This is a genomic window from Bacteroides sp. 11BF, from assembly GCF_019633765.1.
GTDB classification, from domain to species: domain Bacteria; phylum Bacteroidota; class Bacteroidia; order Bacteroidales; family Bacteroidaceae; genus Bacteroides; species Bacteroides hominis.
In genome coordinates this window covers 121106-144657 of record NZ_JAFKPJ010000007.1, presented here as the reverse complement: position 1 = coordinate 144657, position 23552 = coordinate 121106, and the positions used below count along the sequence as shown (strand labels likewise).

General features: G+C 38.0%; 21 protein-coding genes and 3 pseudogenes. 6 read left to right on the top strand and 18 right to left on the bottom strand.

From position 1 onward, the window contains the following. Window positions 1-57: 57 nt before the first annotated feature. From JZY04_RS09390 to JZY04_RS09370, 5 genes and pseudogenes are all read right to left on the bottom strand, one after another. Window positions 58-621: a hypothetical protein gene (locus JZY04_RS09390; protein ID WP_122141946.1), complete on the bottom strand. Its 564-nt coding sequence runs from the start codon at window positions 619-621 to the stop codon at window positions 58-60. A 2-nt stretch (window positions 622-623) separates the two neighbouring features. After that, window positions 624-2174 carry a hypothetical protein gene (locus JZY04_RS09385; RefSeq protein ID WP_122145979.1) on the bottom strand — a complete coding sequence of 517 codons (1551 nt, stop codon included), beginning with the start codon at window positions 2172-2174 and terminating at the stop codon, window positions 624-626. A 494-nt stretch (window positions 2175-2668) separates the two neighbouring features. Then, window positions 2669-3388: a hypothetical protein gene (locus tag JZY04_RS09380; RefSeq protein ID WP_122141943.1), complete on the bottom strand. Its 720-nt coding sequence runs from the start codon at window positions 3386-3388 to the stop codon at window positions 2669-2671. Between the two features lie 134 nt (window positions 3389-3522). Continuing rightward, window positions 3523-3899, bottom strand: a pseudogene (locus JZY04_RS09375) (DUF6808 domain-containing protein). Next, window positions 3896-4389, bottom strand: a pseudogene (locus JZY04_RS09370) (N-acetylmuramoyl-L-alanine amidase). The pseudogenes JZY04_RS09375 and JZY04_RS09370 overlap by 4 nt, the downstream one beginning before the upstream one ends. A gap of 47 nt (window positions 4390-4436) precedes the next feature. On the opposite strand from JZY04_RS09370, the gene JZY04_RS09365 reads away from it, so the two are divergent. Both JZY04_RS09365 and JZY04_RS21490 read left to right on the top strand, forming a co-directional pair. Next, a complete protein-coding gene (locus JZY04_RS09365; protein WP_122141942.1) occupies window positions 4437-4871 on the top strand; it encodes a hypothetical protein in 435 nt (144 codons plus the stop codon). Window positions 4872-5008: 137 nt separating this feature from the next. Continuing rightward, window positions 5009-5520: pseudogene (locus JZY04_RS21490) on the top strand (SOS mutagenesis and repair protein UmuC); the annotation flags it as partial. A gap of 402 nt (window positions 5521-5922) precedes the next feature. Here JZY04_RS21490 and JZY04_RS09360 read toward each other — a convergent pair. The 3 genes from JZY04_RS09360 to JZY04_RS09350 form a co-directional block, all read right to left on the bottom strand. Beyond that, entirely contained in the window at window positions 5923-7158 is a 1236-nt protein-coding gene (locus JZY04_RS09360; RefSeq protein WP_005808809.1) for a hypothetical protein, read from the bottom strand. 1202 nt (window positions 7159-8360) lie between these two features. Continuing rightward, the gene (locus tag JZY04_RS09355) at window positions 8361-8690 is read right to left on the bottom strand and encodes a hypothetical protein (protein WP_005808813.1); all 330 of its coding nucleotides are present in this window, start codon (window positions 8688-8690) and stop codon (window positions 8361-8363) included. A gap of 403 nt (window positions 8691-9093) precedes the next feature. Then, window positions 9094-9732, bottom strand: coding sequence for a hypothetical protein (locus JZY04_RS09350; RefSeq protein WP_122141940.1), 639 nt, complete (start codon window positions 9730-9732; stop codon window positions 9094-9096). A gap of 630 nt (window positions 9733-10362) precedes the next feature. Between JZY04_RS09350 and JZY04_RS09345 the strand changes: the two genes are divergently transcribed. The 4 genes from JZY04_RS09345 (at window position 10363) to uraH (ending at window position 13839) form a co-directional block, all read left to right on the top strand. Beyond that, window positions 10363-11097: an outer membrane beta-barrel protein gene (locus JZY04_RS09345; protein ID WP_050503203.1), complete on the top strand. Its 735-nt coding sequence runs from the start codon at window positions 10363-10365 to the stop codon at window positions 11095-11097. A gap of 11 nt (window positions 11098-11108) precedes the next feature. Next, window positions 11109-12782 (top strand): S41 family peptidase, encoded by a 1674-nt coding sequence (locus JZY04_RS09340; RefSeq protein WP_122141939.1) that lies wholly within the window; start codon window positions 11109-11111, stop codon window positions 12780-12782. Between the two features lie 228 nt (window positions 12783-13010). Beyond that, complete coding sequence (locus tag JZY04_RS09335; RefSeq protein WP_122141938.1) at window positions 13011-13340, top strand: YnfA family protein; 330 nt, start codon at window positions 13011-13013, stop codon at window positions 13338-13340. A gap of 76 nt (window positions 13341-13416) precedes the next feature. Beyond that, window positions 13417-13839, top strand: coding sequence for a hydroxyisourate hydrolase (uraH, locus tag JZY04_RS09330; protein ID WP_122141937.1), 423 nt, complete (start codon window positions 13417-13419; stop codon window positions 13837-13839). Between the two features lie 105 nt (window positions 13840-13944). On the opposite strand, the gene JZY04_RS09325 is transcribed toward uraH, so the two are convergent. From JZY04_RS09325 to gnd, 10 genes are all read right to left on the bottom strand, one after another. Continuing rightward, window positions 13945-14754: an RNA methyltransferase gene (locus JZY04_RS09325; protein ID WP_122141936.1), complete on the bottom strand. Its 810-nt coding sequence runs from the start codon at window positions 14752-14754 to the stop codon at window positions 13945-13947. A gap of 49 nt (window positions 14755-14803) precedes the next feature. Continuing rightward, window positions 14804-16867 (bottom strand): sugar-binding protein, encoded by a 2064-nt coding sequence (locus JZY04_RS09320; protein WP_122141935.1) that lies wholly within the window; start codon window positions 16865-16867, stop codon window positions 14804-14806. A 203-nt stretch (window positions 16868-17070) separates the two neighbouring features. After that, window positions 17071-17562, bottom strand: coding sequence for a hypothetical protein (locus tag JZY04_RS09315; protein ID WP_122141934.1), 492 nt, complete (start codon window positions 17560-17562; stop codon window positions 17071-17073). A 63-nt stretch (window positions 17563-17625) separates the two neighbouring features. Then, a complete protein-coding gene (locus JZY04_RS09310) occupies window positions 17626-18234 on the bottom strand; it encodes a hypothetical protein (protein ID WP_122141933.1) in 609 nt (202 codons plus the stop codon). A 2-nt stretch (window positions 18235-18236) separates the two neighbouring features. Continuing rightward, window positions 18237-18404 (bottom strand): hypothetical protein, encoded by a 168-nt coding sequence (locus tag JZY04_RS09305; protein WP_181996290.1) that lies wholly within the window; start codon window positions 18402-18404, stop codon window positions 18237-18239. A gap of 248 nt (window positions 18405-18652) precedes the next feature. Continuing rightward, window positions 18653-18967, bottom strand: coding sequence for a hypothetical protein (locus JZY04_RS09300; RefSeq protein WP_005776657.1), 315 nt, complete (start codon window positions 18965-18967; stop codon window positions 18653-18655). Window positions 18968-19210: 243 nt separating this feature from the next. Further along, entirely contained in the window at window positions 19211-19435 is a 225-nt protein-coding gene (locus tag JZY04_RS09295; protein ID WP_005776656.1) for a hypothetical protein, read from the bottom strand. Window positions 19436-19790: 355 nt separating this feature from the next. After that, window positions 19791-20507, bottom strand: coding sequence for a 6-phosphogluconolactonase (pgl, locus tag JZY04_RS09290; protein WP_005776655.1), 717 nt, complete (start codon window positions 20505-20507; stop codon window positions 19791-19793). Then, on the bottom strand, window positions 20504-22000 hold the full coding sequence (gene zwf / locus JZY04_RS09285; protein ID WP_122142019.1) for a glucose-6-phosphate dehydrogenase: 1497 nt from the start codon (window positions 21998-22000) through the stop codon (window positions 20504-20506). The genes pgl and zwf overlap by 4 nt, the downstream gene beginning before the upstream one ends. Window positions 22001-22013: 13 nt before the next feature. Next, window positions 22014-23489 (bottom strand): decarboxylating NADP(+)-dependent phosphogluconate dehydrogenase, encoded by a 1476-nt coding sequence (gene gnd, locus JZY04_RS09280; RefSeq protein WP_220575409.1) that lies wholly within the window; start codon window positions 23487-23489, stop codon window positions 22014-22016. Window positions 23490-23552: the final 63 nt, after the last annotated feature.

Sequence of the window (23552 nt, the reverse complement as noted above, 5' to 3'; positions counted from 1 at the left end):
ACTCAAAAGAGTCAGGGCAATTGATCTAAAATAATCCTATGTTAGTCTTAAAGCACTTTAGTGCACCAACCCAAACCTAACCTTCAAAAGAACGCTTTTACATCCCTCCTGTGTGAGAAAGGTTTGGGTTGTCTCAAAACAGATAACTTGTTTATCCGTATTAACTATCATTTTTTCTGGATATTCAAATGTATACACGCTGGCATCATTAGCTATTTTTTGCCCTCTATTTAATACATACCTGTTTGGAGTATCTGATTTAATATCCACATAATACTGAATTGATACATTAACATAGTCGATTTTCATCCCTTCACTATAATGACAAGGTAACTCTTGAAGCAATTTTTGCTGATTGATTAAAGGCTCCGGCCATAAAAGATCAACAGAAGGATATTTATTGCCATAGAGGAATAAAGCACATGTGTTTAATGTACCGATCTCTTTTTTTAGATCAGTATGTTTAACCCCATCTAAATTAATATCGACAGGTTCGTTAGCTTCTATCTCCATCAATGTGTACTTACCCCAAGTAATAGACCTATCTTCAATCTCCTTTTTGTTACAAGAAAAGAAAGCAAACACAGAAAACAGTAGCAGTACTTTTAATATATTTATCATAATCAATAGATTTTCTTAGGAATTAAAGTCATTTCTACCATTGGATTTTTAGCACTATAATAATTCTCGATATCCCTCGATGAACGATTATTTTTAAGTATCGGATCATAAAAATTAACCTCGAGCGTTCCCAAATGGTCAGAACCCTTATTCATAACTTTTGTAAACGTATTCTCTTTTACTTTCTTGGCAGAACCTCCAAAGTTTAATCCAACTTTCTTTCCTATACCGACATTAAGTCCAACATTACCAGCAAATTCTGTTGAAACTTTCTCCTGCGTAGTAAATACTTCCTGTTCATCAACTTCATATATATCAAACTTCCACGAAACAGAATTACTTTCTAAATCCCATCCAATTAAATCTATATCAGGATTATAACTATACGGTACTGATCCCGTGACTTTAAAGACCCACATATCTAAAATACGGTCTTTAACACTCGGTCTTGGCATAGGAATACCATCCCATGTAAGATGAAATAATTTCCATGGCTCTACTGAGAAATATTTTGTAATAACACTGCCAAGCCCAGAAGTATTTCCAATCAAAACGTCTATTTTAAACTCAAACCTACCTTCTCCCCAAAATGACTTATCTTTGGGAGAGGACTTCTCAAATTTTCTACTCCAATGTAAATCTTGATAAAATTTAGGATCATTTGTTTGATCCGCAATCTTATACAATGCCTGCGTGCTAAAACGCAAACATGCGATATTTTCTATTATATTTCTTTTTATTTCCCCTTCAGTGTTATTCCTATTTAATCCATAATAAATATTATCCCGCTGCCATAACCCATCATTTACCCCCATTTCTTTATAAGCTAAACGGATATGTTCTGTGGAGTAATTATATTTCCATTGCATAGCCTTTTCATCCTCTGAAGCCCTTGTAACCGCAGCCTCACGCTTATTGATTCCATCAAAAGCGCTATCAACAAAAGAGTAATCTCCATTTATTATATTAGGATTATCGCTTCTTGTAGTATTTGTTGTTTTAACAATACGCTCATTACTCTTTAGTACTAAGACAGGAAATCCAGGCACTAAATCAGATTCTAATTTAAAATGAAGATCGCCCCCAAAATAGAAAGAAATAGAATCATTCTCTACTAAATTAGTACAAACATAAGGAGAATCACCGAAAGAATTCCAATTTTCAGCACTAAACCCAGAGGGAAGCTCCGGAATATATATGGTTAATAGAGGTAATCTTTCTTCTACAGCGTCTAAACTATTATTAAAATCATAATCTTTAAGAATTTCTTTAAATGTTTTATCAGCTGTAACCTTTTTATTCTTAACTAACGGATAAAAAACGTCATAGTCATTATCTGTCATTTTTAAAGCTTCTTCTTTAATAAAGGCTCTGAGATCACTGTTATTAGAAACAGCTTTAGATAAAATCTTAGAAAAAGTATCAAAATCACTGAGAACAGATCCAGATTGAGGATGAATGTTGGTACTTTCTATTCCATCCCAAACGTCATCATTTGTACAAGAATAAATTAAAGTAAGAAACAGCAATCCATAGAATAAATTAGTTTTCATAATTAATGTCATTTAATGGTTATTATACAAAAGAAAACAAGGTTAAATAAATTAATGTTTTCTACATTACAATACATTAACAAATTGCAAATACAAAGACCATAAAATCAAATTTTAAGCATACTCCCCTCACTTATATTAAAGTCTATAAATATAAAAGAATCAGGAGCGATCATAAATTTGCGAGATAATGGAATCAGTTTTTCGGGTACAGAAAGATTTCTTTTGAATGAAAAAGCCCCGACTCATAAGAATCGAGGCCAGCAACTTAATGATAAGATGCTTCTACATAGTGCGGAAATAGTATTTCTTTCTAAACCAGTAACTGCTATTATTAGAAAACAGATAGCCCACCATACACAAGCAACTGTAGTATTGAAGGAGGCTTATTCAGTTATCTTATTCATTTATTCGGTCATTAATCTAATCTGATATAAACTATAATAATACTTCTGCTTAAACCGCTACCATCATTCTCTAAAACAATATATATTTCATTCTTCTTTTTTTGCCGAATACTTTATTTTATAATGTTGATCATCATATTCTGATATTTGGACTATCAAACGACCATCCAAACTTTTCCATCCCCCTTTGCCTAATGCTAAATATCGTTCTTCGAAGAAAGTATATAAATCCTGCTCTGTTACTTTACTTTTATTCACAATTAAATATGAAGTAAAAAGTGAACCTGTCTGTTTATCAAAGAAATAATATTCTCCTACTGGCGATACTCCTCCCCACCTATAATAAAAGATATCTGGATCTACTTGCATATCATATCCATCTCCTTTTTGCTGAATAAGTTCTTTTTTAGTTAATGTAAAGTTGTATAAAGGCTCTAAAAAATTGGAAGGGCGAGGGATAACATTAACTTTTACCTTTATACTTTTCAGGTCTCCTTGAACAACAATATTTGTAGAACCAGCACGCATTCCAACAACCTCCCCGTCGGGAGACACCCTTGCGATTTTCTCATTTTCAGATTTAAAAGAAACCGCCCTTGTACCGTACACATTAATCTTATGAACACTCGGTGGCCAATCCACATCTACCCACAAGGTACTTAAAGTTATTTCATTAACATCCACAGACATTTCTGGCGGTGTTAATTCATTGTTACTGATGCAAGAAGTAAATGAAGCAAACATAAATAAAAATAATCCAATCAAAAACGCAACAAATGCTACTGTTGCATAAAATAATTTTCTCATAACTGTTTTAATAGGTTTTATTATTTTAACATAAAGACAGTATTATAAAGGAAACTCCCTATTCTAATAATAAAAAACACCATATTTTAACAACTTACTTCTGAGCCACGATAATATTCCTTGATTAATAAGGATTACCATTCCCACAAATTATAACTCACTCCGACTCCAATATAAGGACTTGCCTTATTCCCAGAAAAGCCGTATCCTGCCTGTACCCCCAGCCCGAACCGTTTCCGCTTTGCCCGCTCTCTGACAAACACAGTCCTTGTTTTACTGTACACCTCGATACTATCCAGCTTTGCCCGGTAGCCCGACACGTAGGCTGTATAAAGGCTGTCTTTATAGATTTTCTGCGTAATAGGCAATATACCGTATCCCGAACCGTATCAATACGATTTGTAATGATCGTATCTCTGATTACTTCACCCGATACATGTTCCACCCTTGCCGGACGGAACAGGAGCAATACAGAAAGAATGAGTATGATTATATAAGGCAAATTTTTCATGGCCGTACGATTACAGGTTTCATAAAATTAGAGAACTCCCTCTGGACATCGAAACAAGGACAAGCCTTGATATACTCAAACGGTTCTACCTCACCGTCATCATTCAGGTCAAGCGATGTATCCCGATATCCGAGCACTTCGATAATAGGATACTCTTTACAAAGCTTTGCAACCAGGTTACGAAGTGAAACTTTCTGCCAGTCAGTCCGGGTGTCGGCCGGTTTTCCATTGGCATCCAGACCACCAATATAGCAATACCAATGCTATGTTTGTTATACGAAGAATCTGAGAATCCTTTCGTATTACAGTGTGCTCCGTCGATGGAAAGCGGACATCCATTCTCGACAGTCCCATCGAGGTCTACTACAAAATTGTACCCGATCTGGTTGAAACCTCTCTGTTTGTGCATCCGGTCAATGTCCTTTGCACGCAGATCCTGCCCGGCTTTTGTGGCCGAACAATGAATAATAATTGAATCAATTGTTTTCATTTTTTGTTATTTGATTTTTTATTATTATATTTACACCCAAAAAAAATATGGATAATATTAAATCGTTATTAGAGTTATATGATGATGAAGAAAAGGATGTATTCAAATCAATTTTAATAAGCTTTTTCCCTATATATCTTACCGGTTATCTTTTCTTTCCAACATTTCAGGTTCTTGATATTTGGAAGAGCCTTTTTCTTATTGCCGGAGTTGATGTTATGTTAAATTTCACATTACTATTTATAGTAACTCCAATAGAAAAGGAAGACTCCAAATTTCGATGTCAAATGGTATTATATTCTATTCTACTTATGATTATAGTATCTGCTGTATCAGGATCCTTTATAGGTTTTTCAGTAAGCATTCTTGTTGTAGGAACTATGCCCATCTTACTAGGATTATTTTTATTAAGTTCATTTATTAGAAAAGCAGAAAAAGAGAAAGATAAGACTATGTCTTCAAAAGAGACCCCACCTCAATAATCACTTGGTGGAATCCGGTTTGGACACCCACGAACATCACACCGCTTCATTTCCGCCTCTTTTAATTTCAATTCGACTTCATGCCGTTTATGTATCTCTTCTAAATGGGCTGACTGTTCCACAAGTATCGGAAATGGAAAACATACAGTATAAACGAAACATTTCTTAACTTGGAAGGGATTCGGGACATTCAATCATTCAGAACAGATATCATAAACAAAGTAATTCGTGGAACCGGCATACCTGTTAGTTCAGGATCGCTCCGACTAAAACACTTGCAAAGGTCACCAATCAATTTGCAAAGAAATATCCTGCCTACAATCGCTTATGTATCATTGGCACAGAAGAAAAGCGCATCAAGGCCCTGCAGCTTACTGAAATTGGTGATATATGGGGGATCGGTCGCCGACAAGTTGCCAAGTTAGAAAAACAAGGGGTCAAAACAGCCTATGACTTTACCAAGTTGCCCGGATCTTAAGTGCGTAAAAGCATCACTGCAGTCGGAGAAAGAACTTGGAAAGAACTTTTAGGCATTTCCTGTATTGATATAGAAACTTAAGCACCGAACAAAAAACAGATATGCACAAGTCGGCCATTCGACAAGATGGTAGAGGATATTGATACAATATCGGAAGCAATCGCTACCCATATTAAAAACCGTACTCAACTCAAAATACAAAAAGAAATTAATCTCTTAATATACACGAAATAGGATTAACGCTGATTTATTATAAAGACAGATATATTACATCAGCGCCCCCATTGAACTAAAGCTATATTATCTAAACTGACGATAGTATCCCCTCTTAAACAGAAAAAGGGTCCAGATAAATATTCTCAACCGGTCAAATGTCAGAGAACATACAAATGGACAGACCTTATTCGAAAAACTTGTAGGATTATGAAAAAGATCGAAGGTAGCCTAAAAGAGAATAGAAAACTACGAGAAGAGTTCTGTAGTTTTCTATTTATCTATTAATAAAACCAATAAGGGTTAAATAAATGAATAATAATTGGAAACAGACCTTTAATTGTTATTCATGGTTATTACTTATTTAGTTAATGGATTAGCTAAAAAATACTTTGTAACTTTGCTTTTATTATAAAACTGCAAAATTTTATTATCATTTAGTTTATCAGGGTCTATTCCACCATCACGATATTTCGCATTTTCAGGTTTATGAAAGCCTAATAGATCTCGATCTGTATATGGCAGCAAATTATTACCTCTCAAATAGGTATGTAGTTGCCACATAAACTCAGTCCATCCTACTCCCCCTGAAGAATAAGTCATATTACTAGAATGCCCATATCCCATACAGTGCATGAATTCATGTGTAATTGACTCCCAGCCGCTAAAAGAGGCATAATGACCATAATAATTCCAGTGACTTACCCCCCATACACTTCCTCCGCCTAAACCTCCAACAGACGGTTTAGATCGTCCACAAACAAAGTTATGTGACTGTTTAAAACGTTTTTCTTCTGACAAATACTTTTCCGGTGTGAATTTAACACGATTATTATCATAAAGTTCACCCCCAAATACTTTACTAAAATTTCTCATTATAAAAGAATACTCGGGTGTAGTCATCATATAGGCATAGTTGGTGATGATAACAACCCACTCACGGGCATAGATGGCCCTTAACTCGCGCCACGAACCGTTTTCATAACCTGGCTTCCAATCATAATTTGAAAAGGAAACACCCCACTGTGCATCTATTTTAGAAAGCATTTTAAAATGCTTGTCATCACTGAGTAAACGAAATTTCATTTGTTTCTCGTTCAGGCTTGAAAGAGATAATGTATCTATACCGTCTCCATTTTTATATATGAAATTCCCATTTATTAACGAAGGCTTAAATTCAAACTGTGAAAATCCCGGTATAGAGTCTAAATAGGCAATAGGAATATACTGGGAGCCACCTTCCACATAGGCCTCAAGTGTGAGATTATAGACCGTCTTAGCGGAGTAACTAGTAATTGAAAGCAATTGATCGCTTGCTTTTCTAATTTGGAATAATTCATTAACTCTAAAAGAACGTTTACTCTTATCAGTTACAACTGAAGTAGACTCGTCAAGAGACAGTATTCTTCGAGCGTGTTCGGCCGGAATTTGACCATACGTAATTGTATCGATTTTGAAACTAATCATCAAATTACGGGTAGAAGAGATTGGAGGCCCTTGGTCAATGTCCATTTCATCACAAGAAAGAACAGTACATGTCAGACTAAGCAATGAAAGGATCATAATACACTTAGAGAAATTTAAAATAATTTTCATACTCAATTGTTTTTTAAATAAATAATTAAAGATCTGTTTCCGGGATCCGAATATTCTAAAAAATTCACGTCCTTTATACCATAAAAACATTTGAAATGAAGATCATACTAAACCAAAAGACGTTAAATAAAAAAGATAAAAAATAAACAATTTTATCTACAACCTTAAATAAGATACAATGAAACAATATAGTAGCGAGGTCAGATATACGTAAAGAAGCTATTTCCAAAGCATCAGGACATGAAATAGGCTCTTCTGTAACATCTATCATACTGATTTCAATAGCCAGAAGGGTTCTTCTTCAAATTAGGTGGTAAGTTTTCTTTTACTCATGGAATCTAATTCCGTTTTCGGAAGTGTAAGCCCTCGTTTATAGTTGACAAAAAAGCAAGTATCCCGGCTTTCCACCGAAGAGTCCATCCGCGAGGTGAAAAAGCGAATTTTAGGATAAACCATCTGAAAATCAATATCTTTAAAAAAGTATGATTTCTATCTTCAAAAGCTTTGTTTTAACACAGAGTTAAAGCTTGTTCTTTGGATGTGAATAACAAGTTCTTTAAATGCAAAAGACTCGTTATTTGCGCACAAGAATCTGACAACCTGCAAAAGGCGTTAACAATGTTAATTGAAGAAAGGTATAAGGATGAAGATACCGATTCAGACGGCGCAAATTCACTTCCAAAACTTGAGTTATCTTATTCAGCCGGTGTCTATTTTTCTTATTAAAGTAAGCAAAAAGGACAATTATCAACTTGAAAATAAAGAAATAAAGAATTTACCACCAAATTTGAAGAAGAACCGACAGAAGGTTGATATTTCTTCTGCCATTGCCATAATCCGATGCAAGTGGTTGATCGTCAGGGTATAGAACGGGCTGTCGGAAACTTAAATAGATACGATCATTAACAAAGTTGTCTATCAGACTGTAAGAATAGAACTCTTTGAAGAGTCCATCTGAAAAGAGAAAAATCAAGCATTTTTCTTATCTTCGTATATAAACATTACATATTCTTATTGACTAATAAAAACGAATCAAAGACTATTTTTATCTAAGAAAGATATATGAGAAGGAAACCGGGAACAATTATAAATCTTAAATAAGCAGATTAACCTTCTGGAAACGGGGAGATTTCTCTTAAATGAGAAAGCCCCGATTCCTAAGAACCAGGGCCATAAAAGTAGAAATTAAGTTGAAAAGCTCACTATTCCTTCACAATCTCACCTTTCTCATTCAAAAGAACAGTGATATCTTCTGTAGATTGATCTTCCTTGGTTACAGTCACAATCACTTTATATACCTTACCGGCTTCTCTTTCCGAAACGAAAGCCTCCTTTATAGAAGCACCTTCATAATCTTTGGCCAATGCATTGATGACAGGAGTAGGAAGTTCCTTTGCGGCAACTTTTGTAAATTCGTCCTGAGGAGTCTGCAGAGTTTGTTCTACTGCTAAAGTGTCACCCGATACGCCGGCAAATGCTACTGAAGTGCCTAATCCCATAATCATTGCTAATGCTACTAATACCTTTTTCATAATCGTAATTTTTTAGTATGAATAATTAAAACTAACTCTTATGCCAAATAAAAGACAAAGGACATGCCAGAATACTAACAGGCCGCAAAGCAACTATAAAACAGCAAGTTACATTCAATATAATAAAAAAAAGATTGGGAAATAAATGGGGAATAGACACACACTTTGGGGAATAAATACACAATAAGCTCCGAATCTTTCGATCCGGAGCCTTACACGGTTATAAAAAAACAACGAGGAGAATCGCGTAGTTTTCCGTTTACACAATATTGGAGATAGTTACTTTAGGTGCCAGGGTTACCGATTTACTACTCAAGCAATATATTTCCATACTACCTCGGATATTTCTTCCTACCCTGTGATCACTTTTCAGAACCCGCCCATAACATTTAAAGCACATCAACTAAAGTACCGGACAAATAAAGAACTCCTTGGTTTTGCTGCTTTGTGCAAGTATATAACATGCTTGATTCTCTTTGCACGAAGTAACCGTATCATAAAACGAATCAAGATTTCCATTATTTAAATCTTTGTCTGTTTTTCTATCTGTAGAAAGTTCCCACATAAACCAACGTCTATCTTTCTCGCTGTGGAAATATGCAATAGGTTTGCCCAAATGCACAAATGCAGTCACACTTGGGTAATAGCGTGCCCAATTGCCACATCTCAATTCTGATTGACCGTTCCATTTTGTAGATAACTCAGAAATAAACCACCGATTTCCTCTGTTACTATAACAGAATATGTAATTTTTTCCATTCTCAACAAACGGAACCTGAGAATTATAATACCAATGCCATTTATCATCGATAAAAACCTGACCTTCTCCCTCTGACGTCAGAGATGACAACTTAATCTTATTTCCATCAGCACTATGAGAAAAAAGAAAATTCTGACCATTCTCCTCAAATCTCACCATTGGTGAAAAGAAATAACTCCAATTTCCTCTCTTCATACCTTTCACATTAAGCAGGTTGCCCGCTTTTCCGTTACCCGCAATATTTCCTATGTTGAAACCTGCTGTATCTATCTTTTCATTCATAACCCTAAAAATATTATTCTACTCTATCAAAGGCTTTTCGAAACCCGCCTATACGTTTTAACTATTTCTGCAAGCTTACGATACAAAAATATGGGATAAAAAGAGCGGAAACAATTATGAATTTCTGATGAGCATATTGGCCTTCCGAAAACCGGGAGATTTCTTTTAAATCGAAGAGAAAAAGACGAAATAGCATCAGTCAGATGGATACCGAAAAAGTAATATTACCAATATCATCTAACATATTTGTGGTATTTTTCATATAAATTTTAAAAAAAAGCAATGAAATGTGTTTGTTTTTCAGCATAGAATAATAGTTTTGTAAAATATAGAAGTACCTATTTTAATCAAAACCTGAATATATATGAAGAAATTTAAAGTTTATAGAGATAATCAGATGTAGGCGAATTCTTTCCACAAGGAGAATTCGCCAAGTGATATTTCAATCATAAGATACCTGAATATGATTGAGCATGCTATGGATCTGAGTAGCATAAAATCCCATTGATGATACAGTTCCGTTGCACGTTTCTCGTGACAACATTAATACACAGTCGATACCTGTTCGTATTATACCTAATTTAATCCACCATAATTTACTTATTCGAACCACAACATCCGTTTGGTTCTTTGTTTAATTTAAACATTAATTTTATGAAAAAACAAGTAGCAATTTTCATTCTGTTAGGAATTATAACAATTCCTTCATCTGTAAAAGCACAGAAATTAAAAGTTAGTTTGGATGTCGGTATCTCCAAGAGTATTTTAAGTAGCGACGTTTCCAATCTGGTCAATACACGTTACAATACCCAAACAGGGGTTGCAACCGGTGTAAATCTTGAATATAACTTCTTTAAAGACTTTATTGTGGGAACAGGTCTGGGATTCATACAAAGAAACTATGAATATAAAAAGACGGATAATATTACGGGAACGCATACACTGTATAAAAACAACTTTATGAATGTACCGCTGAATGTAGGGTTATATATTTTCAATAACCCTTATAAAGAGAATGGTGTATGGCTCAAAATTCAAGGCGGTGTTTACTATGAATACTTTACAAGAATGCACCGGAAAGGAGAATACCCGATCTTTGCACAATTACAGAAAGACGGTTCCTATATCAGAGCTCAAGTGAATGAAACGTATGATTTCAAGCGAAATGAAAATAACTTGAAAAGAAACCTGTTCGGGATAGAGGGCACAGGAGAAATCGGTTATTCTTTTAAGAAGATCGATGTTTTTGCTTCATATACCTATCAGTATGGTCTAACCGACATATACAAAGCAAAAACTTCTTCGAATCGTAAATCGAGAAGAATCTCAAACATAATATCATTGGGCGTCGCCTATAAATTCTAAAACTATAGATTATGAAAACTAAAAAATATAATTGGACATTACGTCACTTCTTTCTTTTATTTCTTGTGCTCTTTATTTCTGGAAGTTGCGTTGAAGACGTTACAGAATCAACCAAAGAACCAACACGGTATACAGCAAGTGATATAAAATCATATTCTGACCTGTTCGATGTGTTTTGGAATACAATGAACCAGAAATACAATTATTTTTACGAGCAGAGTAGTTTGAACTGGGAAGCAATATATAAAGAATATACTCCAAAGTTCAAAGAATTAAAAACGTTTAACAGGGATAAACAGTATACCAAAGCTGAAATATCAGATGATTGTAACAAAGCAATAGAATACTTTACAGAAATCATTGATCCTATCATAGACCGGCATTTCTATGTAAAAATAGCACTTCCCGTGTCACATAGTTATTTCAAAAGCACCATTTTTTATGGTGGAATGAAGAGTAAAGACAAGATATATGCTTATCCTTTTGATCTAAAGTATGAATATATGAAATCTAAGATACAACCTGACACAGGAGTATTTGGACATAAAAATGATATGTTAGGTGGCTTCTTATCAGACAATCCCGACATATACTATTTCGGTTTTAAGTCGTTTACAATAAGTAATGATTATATAGTTTCTTTTGGTGATGAATACTTGGTTATAGATGATAAAAGTCCGTATTATTTAACAGGAAAAGAGATAAGAGATACCATTGAAGCGAAAATAAAAGACCCTGCTGTAAAAAGTGTCCTGATTGAGAAGTCTATAGAGTATATAGATAAGTTTAACTCTTTTATGATGTCCGAGATCGCGCAAGATGCAATAAAAAAAATAGAGAACTTTAAGCAATCTGAAACTATAGACGAGAGTTTTGTCGAGGCATTACTCAAAGCCCAAAAGAATGCACCCAATATAAATTTAGAGCTATTACAGCTAAGCGGCCTGGAAGAGTTTAAACTAAATCCGAATTATACCAAGTGGTTTAAACAACGCTCGACCGAGCATTTACAATTGGCATGTGAGTATACAATTTTTCTCTCGGATATAGATAATGTTATCAACAATCAATATAAGATAGATTTCTATAAGAATTTCCTGGTACCCCTCAAAAACGGGGATATAAAAAAGATAATACTGGATCTTAGAGGAAACGGTGGTGGTATGGTTCTTGATGCAAGAACATTTACAGATCGCTTTATCACCAAAGACGCCATCTTTGGCTACCAAAGGTTCAAAGAAGACAATAATCCATTCAGTTATACCCCATGGACACCCTGCATGACAAAGCCAACAGACATTGGGATAAAAAAAGAAATACCGGTAGTTATTCTCTTAGACAAGAACAGTGCAAGTATGTCTGAAATCAGTACCCTAATGCTAAAAAGCCAGGGGAAACATGTCACTGTCGTAGGACATTATAGTGCCGGTGCAACTGCCGGATTAGGAGATTCGGATCAGTTTAACGGAGGGCTGAGAGGTAAAGTCGGTGATTACTTAGAGTTTTATATGCCTTTACTTGCAATGCAGGATGCAACTCATACTGTAATAGAAGGGATCGGGATTAAACCGGACTTCCTAATGGAACCACTAACCGAAGAAGAAATTTATGAAATGGCCCTTTCACCTTATACCCATATTGATCGCACGTTAAAACAGGCTGTAGAAATATTAACCAACAATTAACAGCCCTTTTACGATTAAGACCGGAGAGAGCCGGGAATCGACTAAAAATTAATTGCCGCATTGATGTTCCGGTCATGATGTACCCTGTATTCAGTGTACAATCATTGACGGGATATCAAGCGGCATCCCTCCCGGCATAGCAAATTTGAGAATGTAAATCGAAGCCAGTTGATTTCATCCTTCTCTTTTTAAACTATATTTGTGACCCAATAATAAAAAAATGAATATATGCTTATATTAAGAACTATTTTAGTCTTCATACTTGCCGGCATTTGTGAAATTGGTGGCGGATATCTGGTATGGTTGTCAGTTAAAGAGGGTAAGTCGGTATGGTATGGTATATCAGGTGGGATAATTCTCGTTTTATATGGTATTATAGCCACCTTACAAACCGCTAATTTCGCAAAAGTATATGCAACCTATGGGGGATTCTTTATTGCTTTATCTCTTATATGGGCTTTCATTTTCGACAAATATACTCCGACTAAGTATGATATTATTGGTGCCTTGGTAGCAATACTCGGGGGCTGTATAATCTACTACTCACCAAGATCATAAAGATCCATCTTTGATCCAAACCAAACATAAATTCAATTTATTTGTTAATTATATAATCATAATAACGAAAACAGATATGACGCAACTAATCAAGAAATTCTCGGTAATTATTATTTTATCCCTCCTGCCCTTCTCTATCTATGCCCAAACAGAAAGCCATCAGCTAAGTACACACATACTTGATATTAGTAAAGGAGAACCGGCACAAGGAGTTGACATCACCCTCTATAAATTAAATCCTTCCACTCCAAGCCAATGGAAACAGATTGCAACCGGCAAGACTGATGTAAATGGAAGAATCTCCAATTTTTTACCAGACATAGAGGATAATACAGGTATATATATGCTTAAATTTTATACAGAGCCTTATTTCCTGAAACAAGGCTTAAAATCAATCTATCCGTTTGTCGAAGTTATATTTAGAATTGAAGGCAAAAAGCATTATCATATTCCCATTACTATGTCAGCCAACGGGTATTCTACATACAGAGGGAATTAATATATTCCTTATTACAATTTATAAAGTAAGGCAGCCTTATGAGGCTGCCTTACTCGTTATCTTTCATTTCTGTTCTTCTACATTATACATTACTCTTTGTATTCACTAATACTCTTTCTCAGCACGAAGTTGCCAGAAAGCGATGGCAGACGCAGCAGCCACATTGAGCGAATCGACCCCATGTGACATAGGGATGCGAACGATATAGTCCGCTTCGGCAATCCTCTCATGCGAGAGCCCGTTTCCCTCGGTACCCATCACAATAGCCAACTTGGGTTCGGTTGTCAGCACAGGATCATCGATGGAAATAGAATTATCCGTAAGCGCCATGGCAACCGTACGGAAGCCCCACCGAGCCAGATCACTGAGAGGACCATCCAGCCAAGTCCATGGTACAAGGAAGACCGCCCCCATAGACACCCGGATCGCACGTCGGTTTAATGGACTACAAGAGTTGCGCGTAAGCAATACCGCATCTATTCCGAGAGCGGCCGCCGAACGGAAGATGGCACCGATATTGGTAGTATCCACCACCCCGTCTATGATCACGATGCGCCTGGCTCTCCGGCATACTTCCTCCATACTTCGCAGAACCGGAAGACGCATGGCACAAAGTACACCACGTGTCAAAACGTATCCGGTCAGCGTAGCAAGCAGTTCTCTGTCACCTGTATAGACGGGTATATCACCACAGCGTTCAATGATATTCGCAGCATCCCCCGTGATATGTTTTTGCTCACACAAAATCGCTAAAGGTTCATAGCCTGCATCCAAAGCCACTTTAATGACTTTGGGACTTTCCGCTATAAACAACCCCTTTTCAGGCTCGAGGCGATTACGCAACTGAGCTTCGGTAAGGGTACTGAATATCTCTACTCCGGGATGGGACAAGGATGATATTTCGATAATAGGCATATTGTTATCCTTTATAACATTTGATTAAAGCATTCATATTTCACAGGCTTTATTCCGTTTTTAATCCCTTCTTATCCAGATAGGCTTTAAATTTATGAAGATATTCGTCCGATGGTCCGTCAAAGAAAGAGACACCGGACGCGCCATTATCAAACGCCTCATCCAATGCTTTCTCAAAATCATTTTTTATATCAGGAAACATCAATCCTGCATACACTTTCGCACGTCCGTCAACCGTCTTCACACTCTCTTGAACCGAACGTCCGATCCACTCCGGCCCTTCGTAATAAAAGCCGTTATAGATCATCGGGAAATAAGCATCCAGTGTCCAATTTCCCCAATCCTGACGTACCATCTTCTTGGCCATAGAAGGTCCCGGGAATACTGCGGCAGAAATTGCTTTTCCGTCAGCTTTCACCGCTTCAGTAATCCGGTCTACAACACGGGTAATGGCATCCAAACGAAAATTGATCCATGACTGATCTTCCATCGGATACTTCAATTCCAACGGATCACGTCCCGTCTGCGCCTTAAACTTGGCACGACAAACCTCACAATAGCAATAATCATATTCAGGATGTTCACTCGTCTGCTCTATGCCATAATTTTTCCACAAACTGACAGGCAGAACCACATCCGGAAAACGAACATAATCCAGATGTACCCCATCTACATAAGGCAAATGAGCTATTTTCACATAATCATCCGCCAGGTATTGCGCCACTCCTTCATGGTTAGGACAGAGAAAACGGTAATAATCCACATAAGCAGGTTTATCATGCGTAGATTCCCCCTTGCGGTTCACCGCAAACCAATCGGGATGCACGTTCAGCAGTTCCGCACGATTCATTGTCCATTTCCAGAAATGGGCCTCAAGACCGGCTTCTTTACACATGCGATATAGATTTTCATCATACCCTTCAAACATCACCCCACTGATTCCGCACTCCTTAAGCAAAGCAAACCACTGACGGTAATCTGCTTCACTTTTATTCTTATTTATACGTGTCCATACCCAGTTCTTCACCTGACGCGGAGCAATCTTCTCTGTCCAGAAACGTCCTTCATTATTAATAACGTAACGCTTGTTTTCACCCGGAACAGTAATAGCTATCTGGTATGTATTCCGGGTAGCCTCAACTGAGATTTGCGCACCCTGCGGGAGTCCTTTCAACTCCGCATCCGTCAGGAAAAAATCTTTTTCCGTACGTAAATAGTTTTTCTCTTTTGCATATCTCTCCTGCTGTGCATAGAACATAGCCCAAAGCAGTTTATACACAGCAGTATTATACGGTAGCGCAACAGTACGTTCGGGCGCTCCTACTGCCTCGTCAGCGAAAAACAAATATCCCCAACGATCCGGCATGTGCATATCCACCTTTCCCGTAGGTGTCCAAACCCAATTTTCTTCAGGCCCTCCGGCTTTCAACCACTGTACCCGTGAGAAGTTAATTCGCCAGCAATTGCCTGCTTTCAACGGGTTGTTAAAATTCATAGTCAATGCCTTATGAGGAATAGCCATCTCCACACTCCAATATTTATCTTTGTCTTTCGATTTATTCAACGTACCTTCACGATGAATAGCCAACTTTAATCCCGGACAATCCCATTGCACCATAAAGTTGCCTCCCGACCGATAAGGCTTGTCCAGCATCAAATCGAATATAACACCCCGGGCATTGGTCTCTATTTCAAAATAGTTGTGTCCATCCCAATCAGGATCTATAAAAACCTCAAAATCATTATCATAGTAAATAATGGTATCCCGCTGAGTAAGACGTGCCTTGATGTCGTCTTCCTGTAAAATTGCCCCGACATACAAATATTCATCATCCCACAACATCTTAGCTGTAGTTTCATATTTGGGCGTAGGGAATCCTTCGCCACTGATATCTACAAACGGAGCTGTCGATTTTGCCTTCTGCCATGAAACTTCATCCAGTTTACCATCTATTTTCAGTTTACCGTCCACACGATAACACATGTATGAACGAGGTTCCGTCAGGAAACGATCGTATTTCTGAAAAATGTTCTGTGCCCCGGACGGCAAACTAAAAAGAGAAAAAAAGAGAAACAGCTTCACTGCCAGGCAATCTAAATGTATTTGCTTCATTATTGATTAGTTTTAGTTACAGCTTCAAAGATATGAATTATTCTGAAACCCGTAAATAATACCACCCATAATTATAACTTCCATAAAGTAGATATGACTTTTTTATTTACTTTTTTGATAAATCCGACAAAACGGGCAGTGAACAAATGCCGCCATTAATTCACTGCCCGTATAATCCATGACTTATCGTTGTCCGCCTTATTTCAGACCTGAATTTTAGATAAATTCTTAGTCATTTCTTCTAATTTTGAATTAACTACATTCCAGTCATTCACTAACACAGTAAGTATTGATTCTGAGAATTCTCCTATGCAGCAAGCTCTGCCGGAAGTTCCCTCACAATTACACCACATAGCCCTGATCGTAATATCTTCTTCCAACGAAGTGACATCAACCATTGCCTGTAAAGTAATGGGAACACGTTGTCCATCCATTGCCACGGAATACAATCCCCGTGCTACAATTTTATTATTAACTTTAATAGCAAACCATGCTCCGTCACCGGCTTTCTCACACCAAGTATCCAAAACGGTAAGCGTAATAAGCAACTGATTCCCCTTACAAGCTTTAATAGAAATTGGGGCCATTTCCTTTATTTCCTGAAAACAAGAGTCATCATTATTATTGTAGTAATGACCTTGAATTTTAGCAACAGAACCATTGTTTCTCTTTTTAGACGACATACATACTTTCATATTATAATACCCTTAAGCTTTTCCTACTCTATTCAAGGCTTTTCGGAACCCGCCTATAAAAAATCACTGAAAATGATTCAATACAATGTTTAAGCCAGAATATTCATAAGGAGGTTTCCCCACTGATTCAGGATCGTAATACATATTTTCTCCACTCGTGACTTTTATATCGCCAATAGCAATCCAATGCATTCCCCCTTCCACCAATGCCAGAGAGTTCATGATAGAAAAATTAGTAACATTTTCAACAACTGGTATTCCCGAAGAGACTATCAGAGATATCTCTTCCCCTATCAAATCATCAACATTAAATTGTTCTAAACCTATATTATTTATTACGGATACCAGATTCTCTTTCAACTTTGACTCATTATAACAGACTCTCGGATTCAATCCCATATTTTTTGCATACATAGAGACCGAGGAAGGCAGAGAGTATGTACCTTCAATATTCCGATCATGCAAATATCGAGTCATCCTATCAATAAAACATTTCCTGTTATTATTGAGAGTTGCACGCTGTATGGCCTGAATCTGATCATAAATACTTTTACCATACGGTTTATCCGGAGTCAGTGACGAATCGAACAGATTAATCATGGCTGCCAAAGCATACCCGCCGCAATAAGCATTTTCTAAACGATCCTGATAGTTTATATATCGAATTCCCATATTCAACCCCAATATGCATTCAATTCATCATCTATTGAAAGCGCTCCTACCATTCTTTGATTTTTTCCATTGCTACCATATGAACCTAATACAACAAACCAATCAGGTAGCGCCTTAATCATGCCTTTCATAAAAAAATCCCCTGCCAATTTACCATTGATTCTCGCCATAAAACTCTTTTTTTGTTCTTACTCTTTCTATCAGGCTTTTCAGAATCCGCCTATAAATCTCCTGTCTCTTGTAAGCTTACAGTACAAAAGTATGAAAGAGAAAAGGCGGAAACAATTATAAATTTCAAACCATTCTATTTACCTCTCAAATACAGAATCATTTCTCTTGAACAAAAAAATAGCCCCGGTTCTTTCGAACCGAGGCTTAACATAAATTCAGTTGTGTGCTTTCTTCAAAGATTGGGAAACTATCTATTCAGTATATTCCCTCTTTCATTCAAGAACACTGCCTGTTCATGAAAATCGCTCGATAATATAATCACTTTGTAAAGTTTACCTTCCGAACGACTATAGGCTATAAAAGCCTCTTTAATCAGTGCTCCCTCACAGGATAACTCATCAATCACTGCCTCAGGAAGATTATTAACCTCGATTGGCGTAAAATCTTCCCGTGAGTCCCTCTGTTCCACTTTCGCAGATTTTTTCTTTAGAGGTTCATCTGCTTTTACTACTGAAAATCCCAATCCCATTACTATTACCAATGCTACTAATACCTTTTTCATAATTCTTGAAAACTTAATTGTTCTAGATCTACTAACTATAACTAAACATCTGAATATTATAATGCAATACACATGCCAGACATATGCCAATCCAGATCGACAACTCATTTTCAAGTAATTATATAAAAACAGCTTTCATTGGAATAGTGGAATATAAAGGAGTATTCCACATTTATTGTGGAAAAATTCCACAGAATCGCAAATTGATTACATACTTTTAAGTCACTTACTCATATCCGGAAGTCACTTCTCCTCCAGCTTCTCCTTGATACGATACAGGCGAGTAATAGCAGGATTGTAAAAAGCATCCGGATAGTGAGCTCTGATACAGGATAAATCAGATTCCACACAAAGCTTCACATCAAAAATACGCTCTGCCTTACTCAGTTCCAGCTCTTGAGGCAGCTGTGCAGCTTGCGCCCATTCCATTAATTCTTTCACACTCTGTTCGTCAAACTTATATTCCATATTACTCTTGTTTTTCCGCAAATTTACAACTTAAAGAGCATAAAACAAAACACACTCCTCCTTTCCGGCCGGCTCAATCCCTACTTATAGTGATAACCCTCTTCACAATACCTAAATCGAGTGATTGCCCCAAAGCAAAAAACCACCTATCTTTGCCATACATTAATTAGTCATAATTATTACGTAAGTCACATTTAAGTGAGATAAGCCAATCCGGCCGAAGTGATTCTCCCGGATTCCATTTTGTTGAGTTGTTATTTTAATTATCATACTGTTTAATTGTTGTATGTAAATAACGTATTCAAAAATAGAACAAAAACCGTCCGGCCTGTGAAGGTCGGACGGTTTTTGTTTTTTATCTGCGGATAATCTTTTCCGCCGCCGCGTTATCCATGAACAGCTCCACATTGTCAGCATGATGGGCTATGTAAGCAGCCGGACCCGTATCTCCCGAATAAAAGATGTCTTCTACAACCGGTCCCTTCACTCTTCCCGTTATCAGGAAGATGATTCTACGCGCATTCAAAATCGGCATTCCTGTCAGAGCTATCCTCTTTTGCCCGTTATTCGGATTAAAATTCGCCTCATATATATGATCTGTCGAAAGCAGTTCTTCCTGCCCCGGAAAAATAGACGATGTATGCCCGTCATTACCTGCTCCCAACAATACTACATCGAACACCGGAAAACCGTTCTTCACCGGCACCTCCTTCATTACCAGTTTCGAATAGCGGGCAGCCTCTTTCTTTGGATTATTCTCTCCCTGGATACGAAACACATTCTCGTACGGAATAGGTACGATACTCAGCAGCAACGACCTCATCATCCCATAATTACTATCCGAATTCTCAGGAGGCACACAACGCTCGTCGACCCAAAACACTTTCAATCGTTCCCAAGGAGTGATATCCGTATATTCATTCGCCCATAAATCAAACATCAGTGCCGGAGTGCTTCCGCCACTGAATGCAATGCAGAAGGTTCTGTCCGGTTCATCTAACATCAGTTTCACCAAATGTAATATCAGTGCGCGTGCCGTCTCTATGGACGAAGGGAAAATATAGGGTTTCATAATTCGCAGTATTGATCTGTGTTTGTTAAATTCTTACATGGATTGGTCCAGTCGGCACCATGTTCATGCATCATAGCTTCACTTTCCAAAGGTCCCCAAGTTCCTGCCGGATAGCCGTATAGCGGTGCCTCGGGATGTTCATTCCAATAACGCAAAATAGGGTCAAAGAAATGCCAGGATGCTTCTACGGCATCACTTCGTGTAAAGAGGGTCTGATCACCCAGAATACAGTCTTCTATCAGGCGGGCATAAGCATCTCCTCCGGGCACCCCTCCCAACTGATCATAACTGAAATCCATTGTAACCTGTTTGACCTCAAATCCCGGTCCCGGCACTTTCATACCAAATTTCAATACAATACCTTCATTGGGCTGCAAGCGAAGAATCAGTTTATTTGCCCTCGGACAATTACCACCCGCACAATGGAACATCTGATGCGGAGTTTCACGGAAGTGTACGACAATCTCCGTCACTTTCGTCGGCATTTGTTTGCCTGTCCGGATATAGAAAGACACTCCGCTCCACCTCCAGTTACTGATCCCCAGTTTCATGGCGATATAAGTTTCGGTGCGCGAGTCCGATGCTATATTCTTCTCTTCCCGGTACCCTCTTTTGTTTCCTCCGGCTGTATATTGTCCCCGGACAATGTGTTCGTTCAGATCCGTTTCAGTCAAAGGAGTCAGAGACTCGTATACTTTCACCACTTCATTACGGAAGTTATCTGCATTGAACACAGCGGGAGGCTCCATAGCAGTAAGTGCCACCAACTGGATCAGATGATTCTGCACCATATCCCGAAGAGCACCCGTAGTATCATAAAAACCGCCGCGTTGCTCGATTCCGAGATTTTCCACGGCGGTTACTTCCACATAATCTATATAGTTACGGTTCCATAAAGGTTCGAAAATACCATTTGCAAAACGAAAAGCCAACAAATTCTGAGCAGTTTCTTTACCTAAGAAATGATCGATTCGGTAAATCTGATGTTCATCAAATACGGAAGCATAAATTCGATTCAGTTTCTCGGCCGACTCCAGATCATACCCAAAAGGCTTTTCAACAATAATCCGCGCACGACCTTCATTCAGATGTACTGATTTCAGATGTAACGGAATCACGCCATACAATGATGGAGGTGTAGCCAGATAAAACAACAAATCATCCGGCCGACTGTCCCCGCTTAGTTCTTCAATTCGCAGCCGAAGTTGTCCGTATCCGCTTTCCAGTGCCGGGTCTATTGCCAGATAGTGAAGATGTGCAACAAAAGCCTTCATCTTCTCCTTGTCCTGCTCTTCAGACTTCACAAATTTCTCCATCTCATTATAAATGTAAGTCCGATAGTCCGCATCCTCATAAACCGTACGTCCCACCCCGAGAATTTCAAATTCCTCCGGAAGACGCTTGCCTATGTACAACGAATACAACGCCGGCATCAACTTACGCTTCGTCAAGTCACCCGAAGCACCAAAGATAGTCATTACAAATTTACTCATATTTCTTTTTTGCTTATACATTATACGTACCCGACTTTGTATCTCCTCCATATCCAGTCCAGTTTTCATGGAAAAAGACTCCTCGTAGCTCATCTTTCCGCTCAAATGTATGAGCACCGAAATAATCGCGCTGTGCCTGTATCAGATTGGCCGGAAGGTCAGCCGACACTAACGAATAGAAATAATTCAAAGCTGAGGAGAAAGCCGGAACAGGTAGTTCTTCACGCATAGCCTGCGCCACCAGATTCTTCCATCCGGACAACAATCCTTTGATTTCTTGCTCAAAATATGGAGCCAGCAGCAAATGTTCCGGTTTTTCTTTTGCCTCAAATGCAGCAGCAATATCATTCAGGAAAATACTACGAATAATGCATCCACCTCTCCACATCCGTGCAATCGAAGCCAAATCAAGATTCCATCCAAATGCATCGGAAGCACGCTGCAATACCGCAAATCCTTGTGCATACGAAACCAGTTTCGAAGCATACAACGCCGCAAATATTTCTTTTTCCGTATCCTGTTTATTATATACAGCCATCGAATGCTCACATTGGTACTGACGGGCAGCCGTCTCACGGAGTTCCTTCTGTGCCGACAGGCTACGTTCAAAAACAGCCGTAGCAATCAATCCCAATGGCATACCTAATTCCATGGCGTTGATCACCGACCATTTGCCTGTCCCCTTCTGTCCGGCAGCATCCAGAATTTTATCGATCAGATAGGCTCCTGTATTATCTTTATGACGGAGTATATTGCCTGTGATTTCTATCAGATAACTCCGCAACTTACCTTCATTCCAACGGGCAAACACAGACGCCATTTCTTCATTAGGCATATCCAATAATTTCTTCATCACCCAATAAGCTTCAGCAATCAACTGCATATCACCATACTCTATTCCGTTATGGATCATCTTCACAAAGTGTCCCGACCCGGCAGGTCCCACCCACTGGCAGCACGGACTTCCATCGGGAGCTTTGGCAGCAATACTCTGCAAAATAGGTTTTACCTCCTCCCATGCCTTTTCCGAACCGCCCGGCATAATAGAAGCTCCATTCAAAGCCCCCTCTTCTCCGCCCGACACACCGGCACCGACGAACAGAAATCCCTTCGACTCTGCCAGTTTCACTCTGCGGTTCGTATCTTCATAATTTGAGTTACCTCCGTCAATCAATATATCACCCGGAGAAAGGTATGGGAAAAGTTGCTCCATCAATTCGTCCACCGGACTACCGGCACGCACCATCATCATAATCTTACGAGGTACAGCAATTGAATTCACAAAATCTTTTATGTCCGTAAACCCCTCTATATGCTTATCTTTAGCCCTTCCATTCATAAAACGTTCCACCACGCCTTCTTCCACACCGGGCACCGTACGATTATACACCGATACGCTCCATCCTCTACTTTCCATGTTCAAGGCTAAATTTTCTCCCATTACAGCTAAACCAATCAGGCCTATATCTGTTTTATTCTGAGTTGCCATAATTGTAATATTTATCTAAATCAGTTGATATTTTGTTCTATTTCTTATTATCTATAACACATA

Excerpts from the sequence above, each read along its gene's own strand:
- JZY04_RS09365 (WP_122141942.1), top strand. The coding sequence starts at position 4,437 with ATGGATAATATTAAATCGTTATTAGAGTTATATGATGATGAAGAAAAG.
- JZY04_RS09355 (WP_005808813.1), bottom strand. The coding sequence starts at position 8,690 with ATGAAAAAGGTATTAGTAGCATTAGCAATGATTATGGGATTAGGCACT.
- JZY04_RS09340 (WP_122141939.1), top strand. The coding sequence starts at position 11,109 with ATGAAAACTAAAAAATATAATTGGACATTACGTCACTTCTTTCTTTTA.
- JZY04_RS09305 (WP_181996290.1), bottom strand. The coding sequence starts at position 18,404 with ATGGCGAGAATCAATGGTAAATTGGCAGGGGATTTTTTTATGAAAGGC.
- JZY04_RS09350 (WP_122141940.1), bottom strand. The coding sequence starts at position 9,732 with ATGAATGAAAAGATAGATACAGCAGGTTTCAACATAGGAAATATTGCG.
- JZY04_RS09335 (WP_122141938.1), top strand. The coding sequence starts at position 13,011 with ATGCTTATATTAAGAACTATTTTAGTCTTCATACTTGCCGGCATTTGT.
- pgl (WP_005776655.1), bottom strand. The coding sequence starts at position 20,507 with ATGAAACCCTATATTTTCCCTTCGTCCATAGAGACGGCACGCGCACTG.
- zwf (WP_122142019.1), bottom strand. The coding sequence starts at position 22,000 with ATGAGTAAATTTGTAATGACTATCTTTGGTGCTTCGGGTGACTTGACG.
- JZY04_RS09360 (WP_005808809.1), bottom strand. The coding sequence starts at position 7,158 with ATGAAAATTATTTTAAATTTCTCTAAGTGTATTATGATCCTTTCATTG.
- JZY04_RS09300 (WP_005776657.1), bottom strand. The coding sequence starts at position 18,967 with ATGAAAAAGGTATTAGTAGCATTGGTAATAGTAATGGGATTGGGATTT.
- gnd (WP_220575409.1), bottom strand. The coding sequence starts at position 23,489 with ATGGCAACTCAGAATAAAACAGATATAGGCCTGATTGGTTTAGCTGTA.
- JZY04_RS09295 (WP_005776656.1), bottom strand. The coding sequence starts at position 19,435 with ATGGAATATAAGTTTGACGAACAGAGTGTGAAAGAATTAATGGAATGG.
- JZY04_RS09390 (WP_122141946.1), bottom strand. The coding sequence starts at position 621 with ATGATAAATATATTAAAAGTACTGCTACTGTTTTCTGTGTTTGCTTTC.
- JZY04_RS09385 (WP_122145979.1), bottom strand. The coding sequence starts at position 2,174 with ATGAAAACTAATTTATTCTATGGATTGCTGTTTCTTACTTTAATTTAT.
- uraH (WP_122141937.1), top strand. The coding sequence starts at position 13,417 with ATGACGCAACTAATCAAGAAATTCTCGGTAATTATTATTTTATCCCTC.
- JZY04_RS09325 (WP_122141936.1), bottom strand. The coding sequence starts at position 14,754 with ATGCCTATTATCGAAATATCATCCTTGTCCCATCCCGGAGTAGAGATA.
- JZY04_RS09310 (WP_122141933.1), bottom strand. The coding sequence starts at position 18,234 with ATGGGAATTCGATATATAAACTATCAGGATCGTTTAGAAAATGCTTAT.
- JZY04_RS09380 (WP_122141943.1), bottom strand. The coding sequence starts at position 3,388 with ATGAGAAAATTATTTTATGCAACAGTAGCATTTGTTGCGTTTTTGATT.
- JZY04_RS09315 (WP_122141934.1), bottom strand. The coding sequence starts at position 17,562 with ATGAAAGTATGTATGTCGTCTAAAAAGAGAAACAATGGTTCTGTTGCT.
- JZY04_RS09320 (WP_122141935.1), bottom strand. The coding sequence starts at position 16,867 with ATGAAGCAAATACATTTAGATTGCCTGGCAGTGAAGCTGTTTCTCTTT.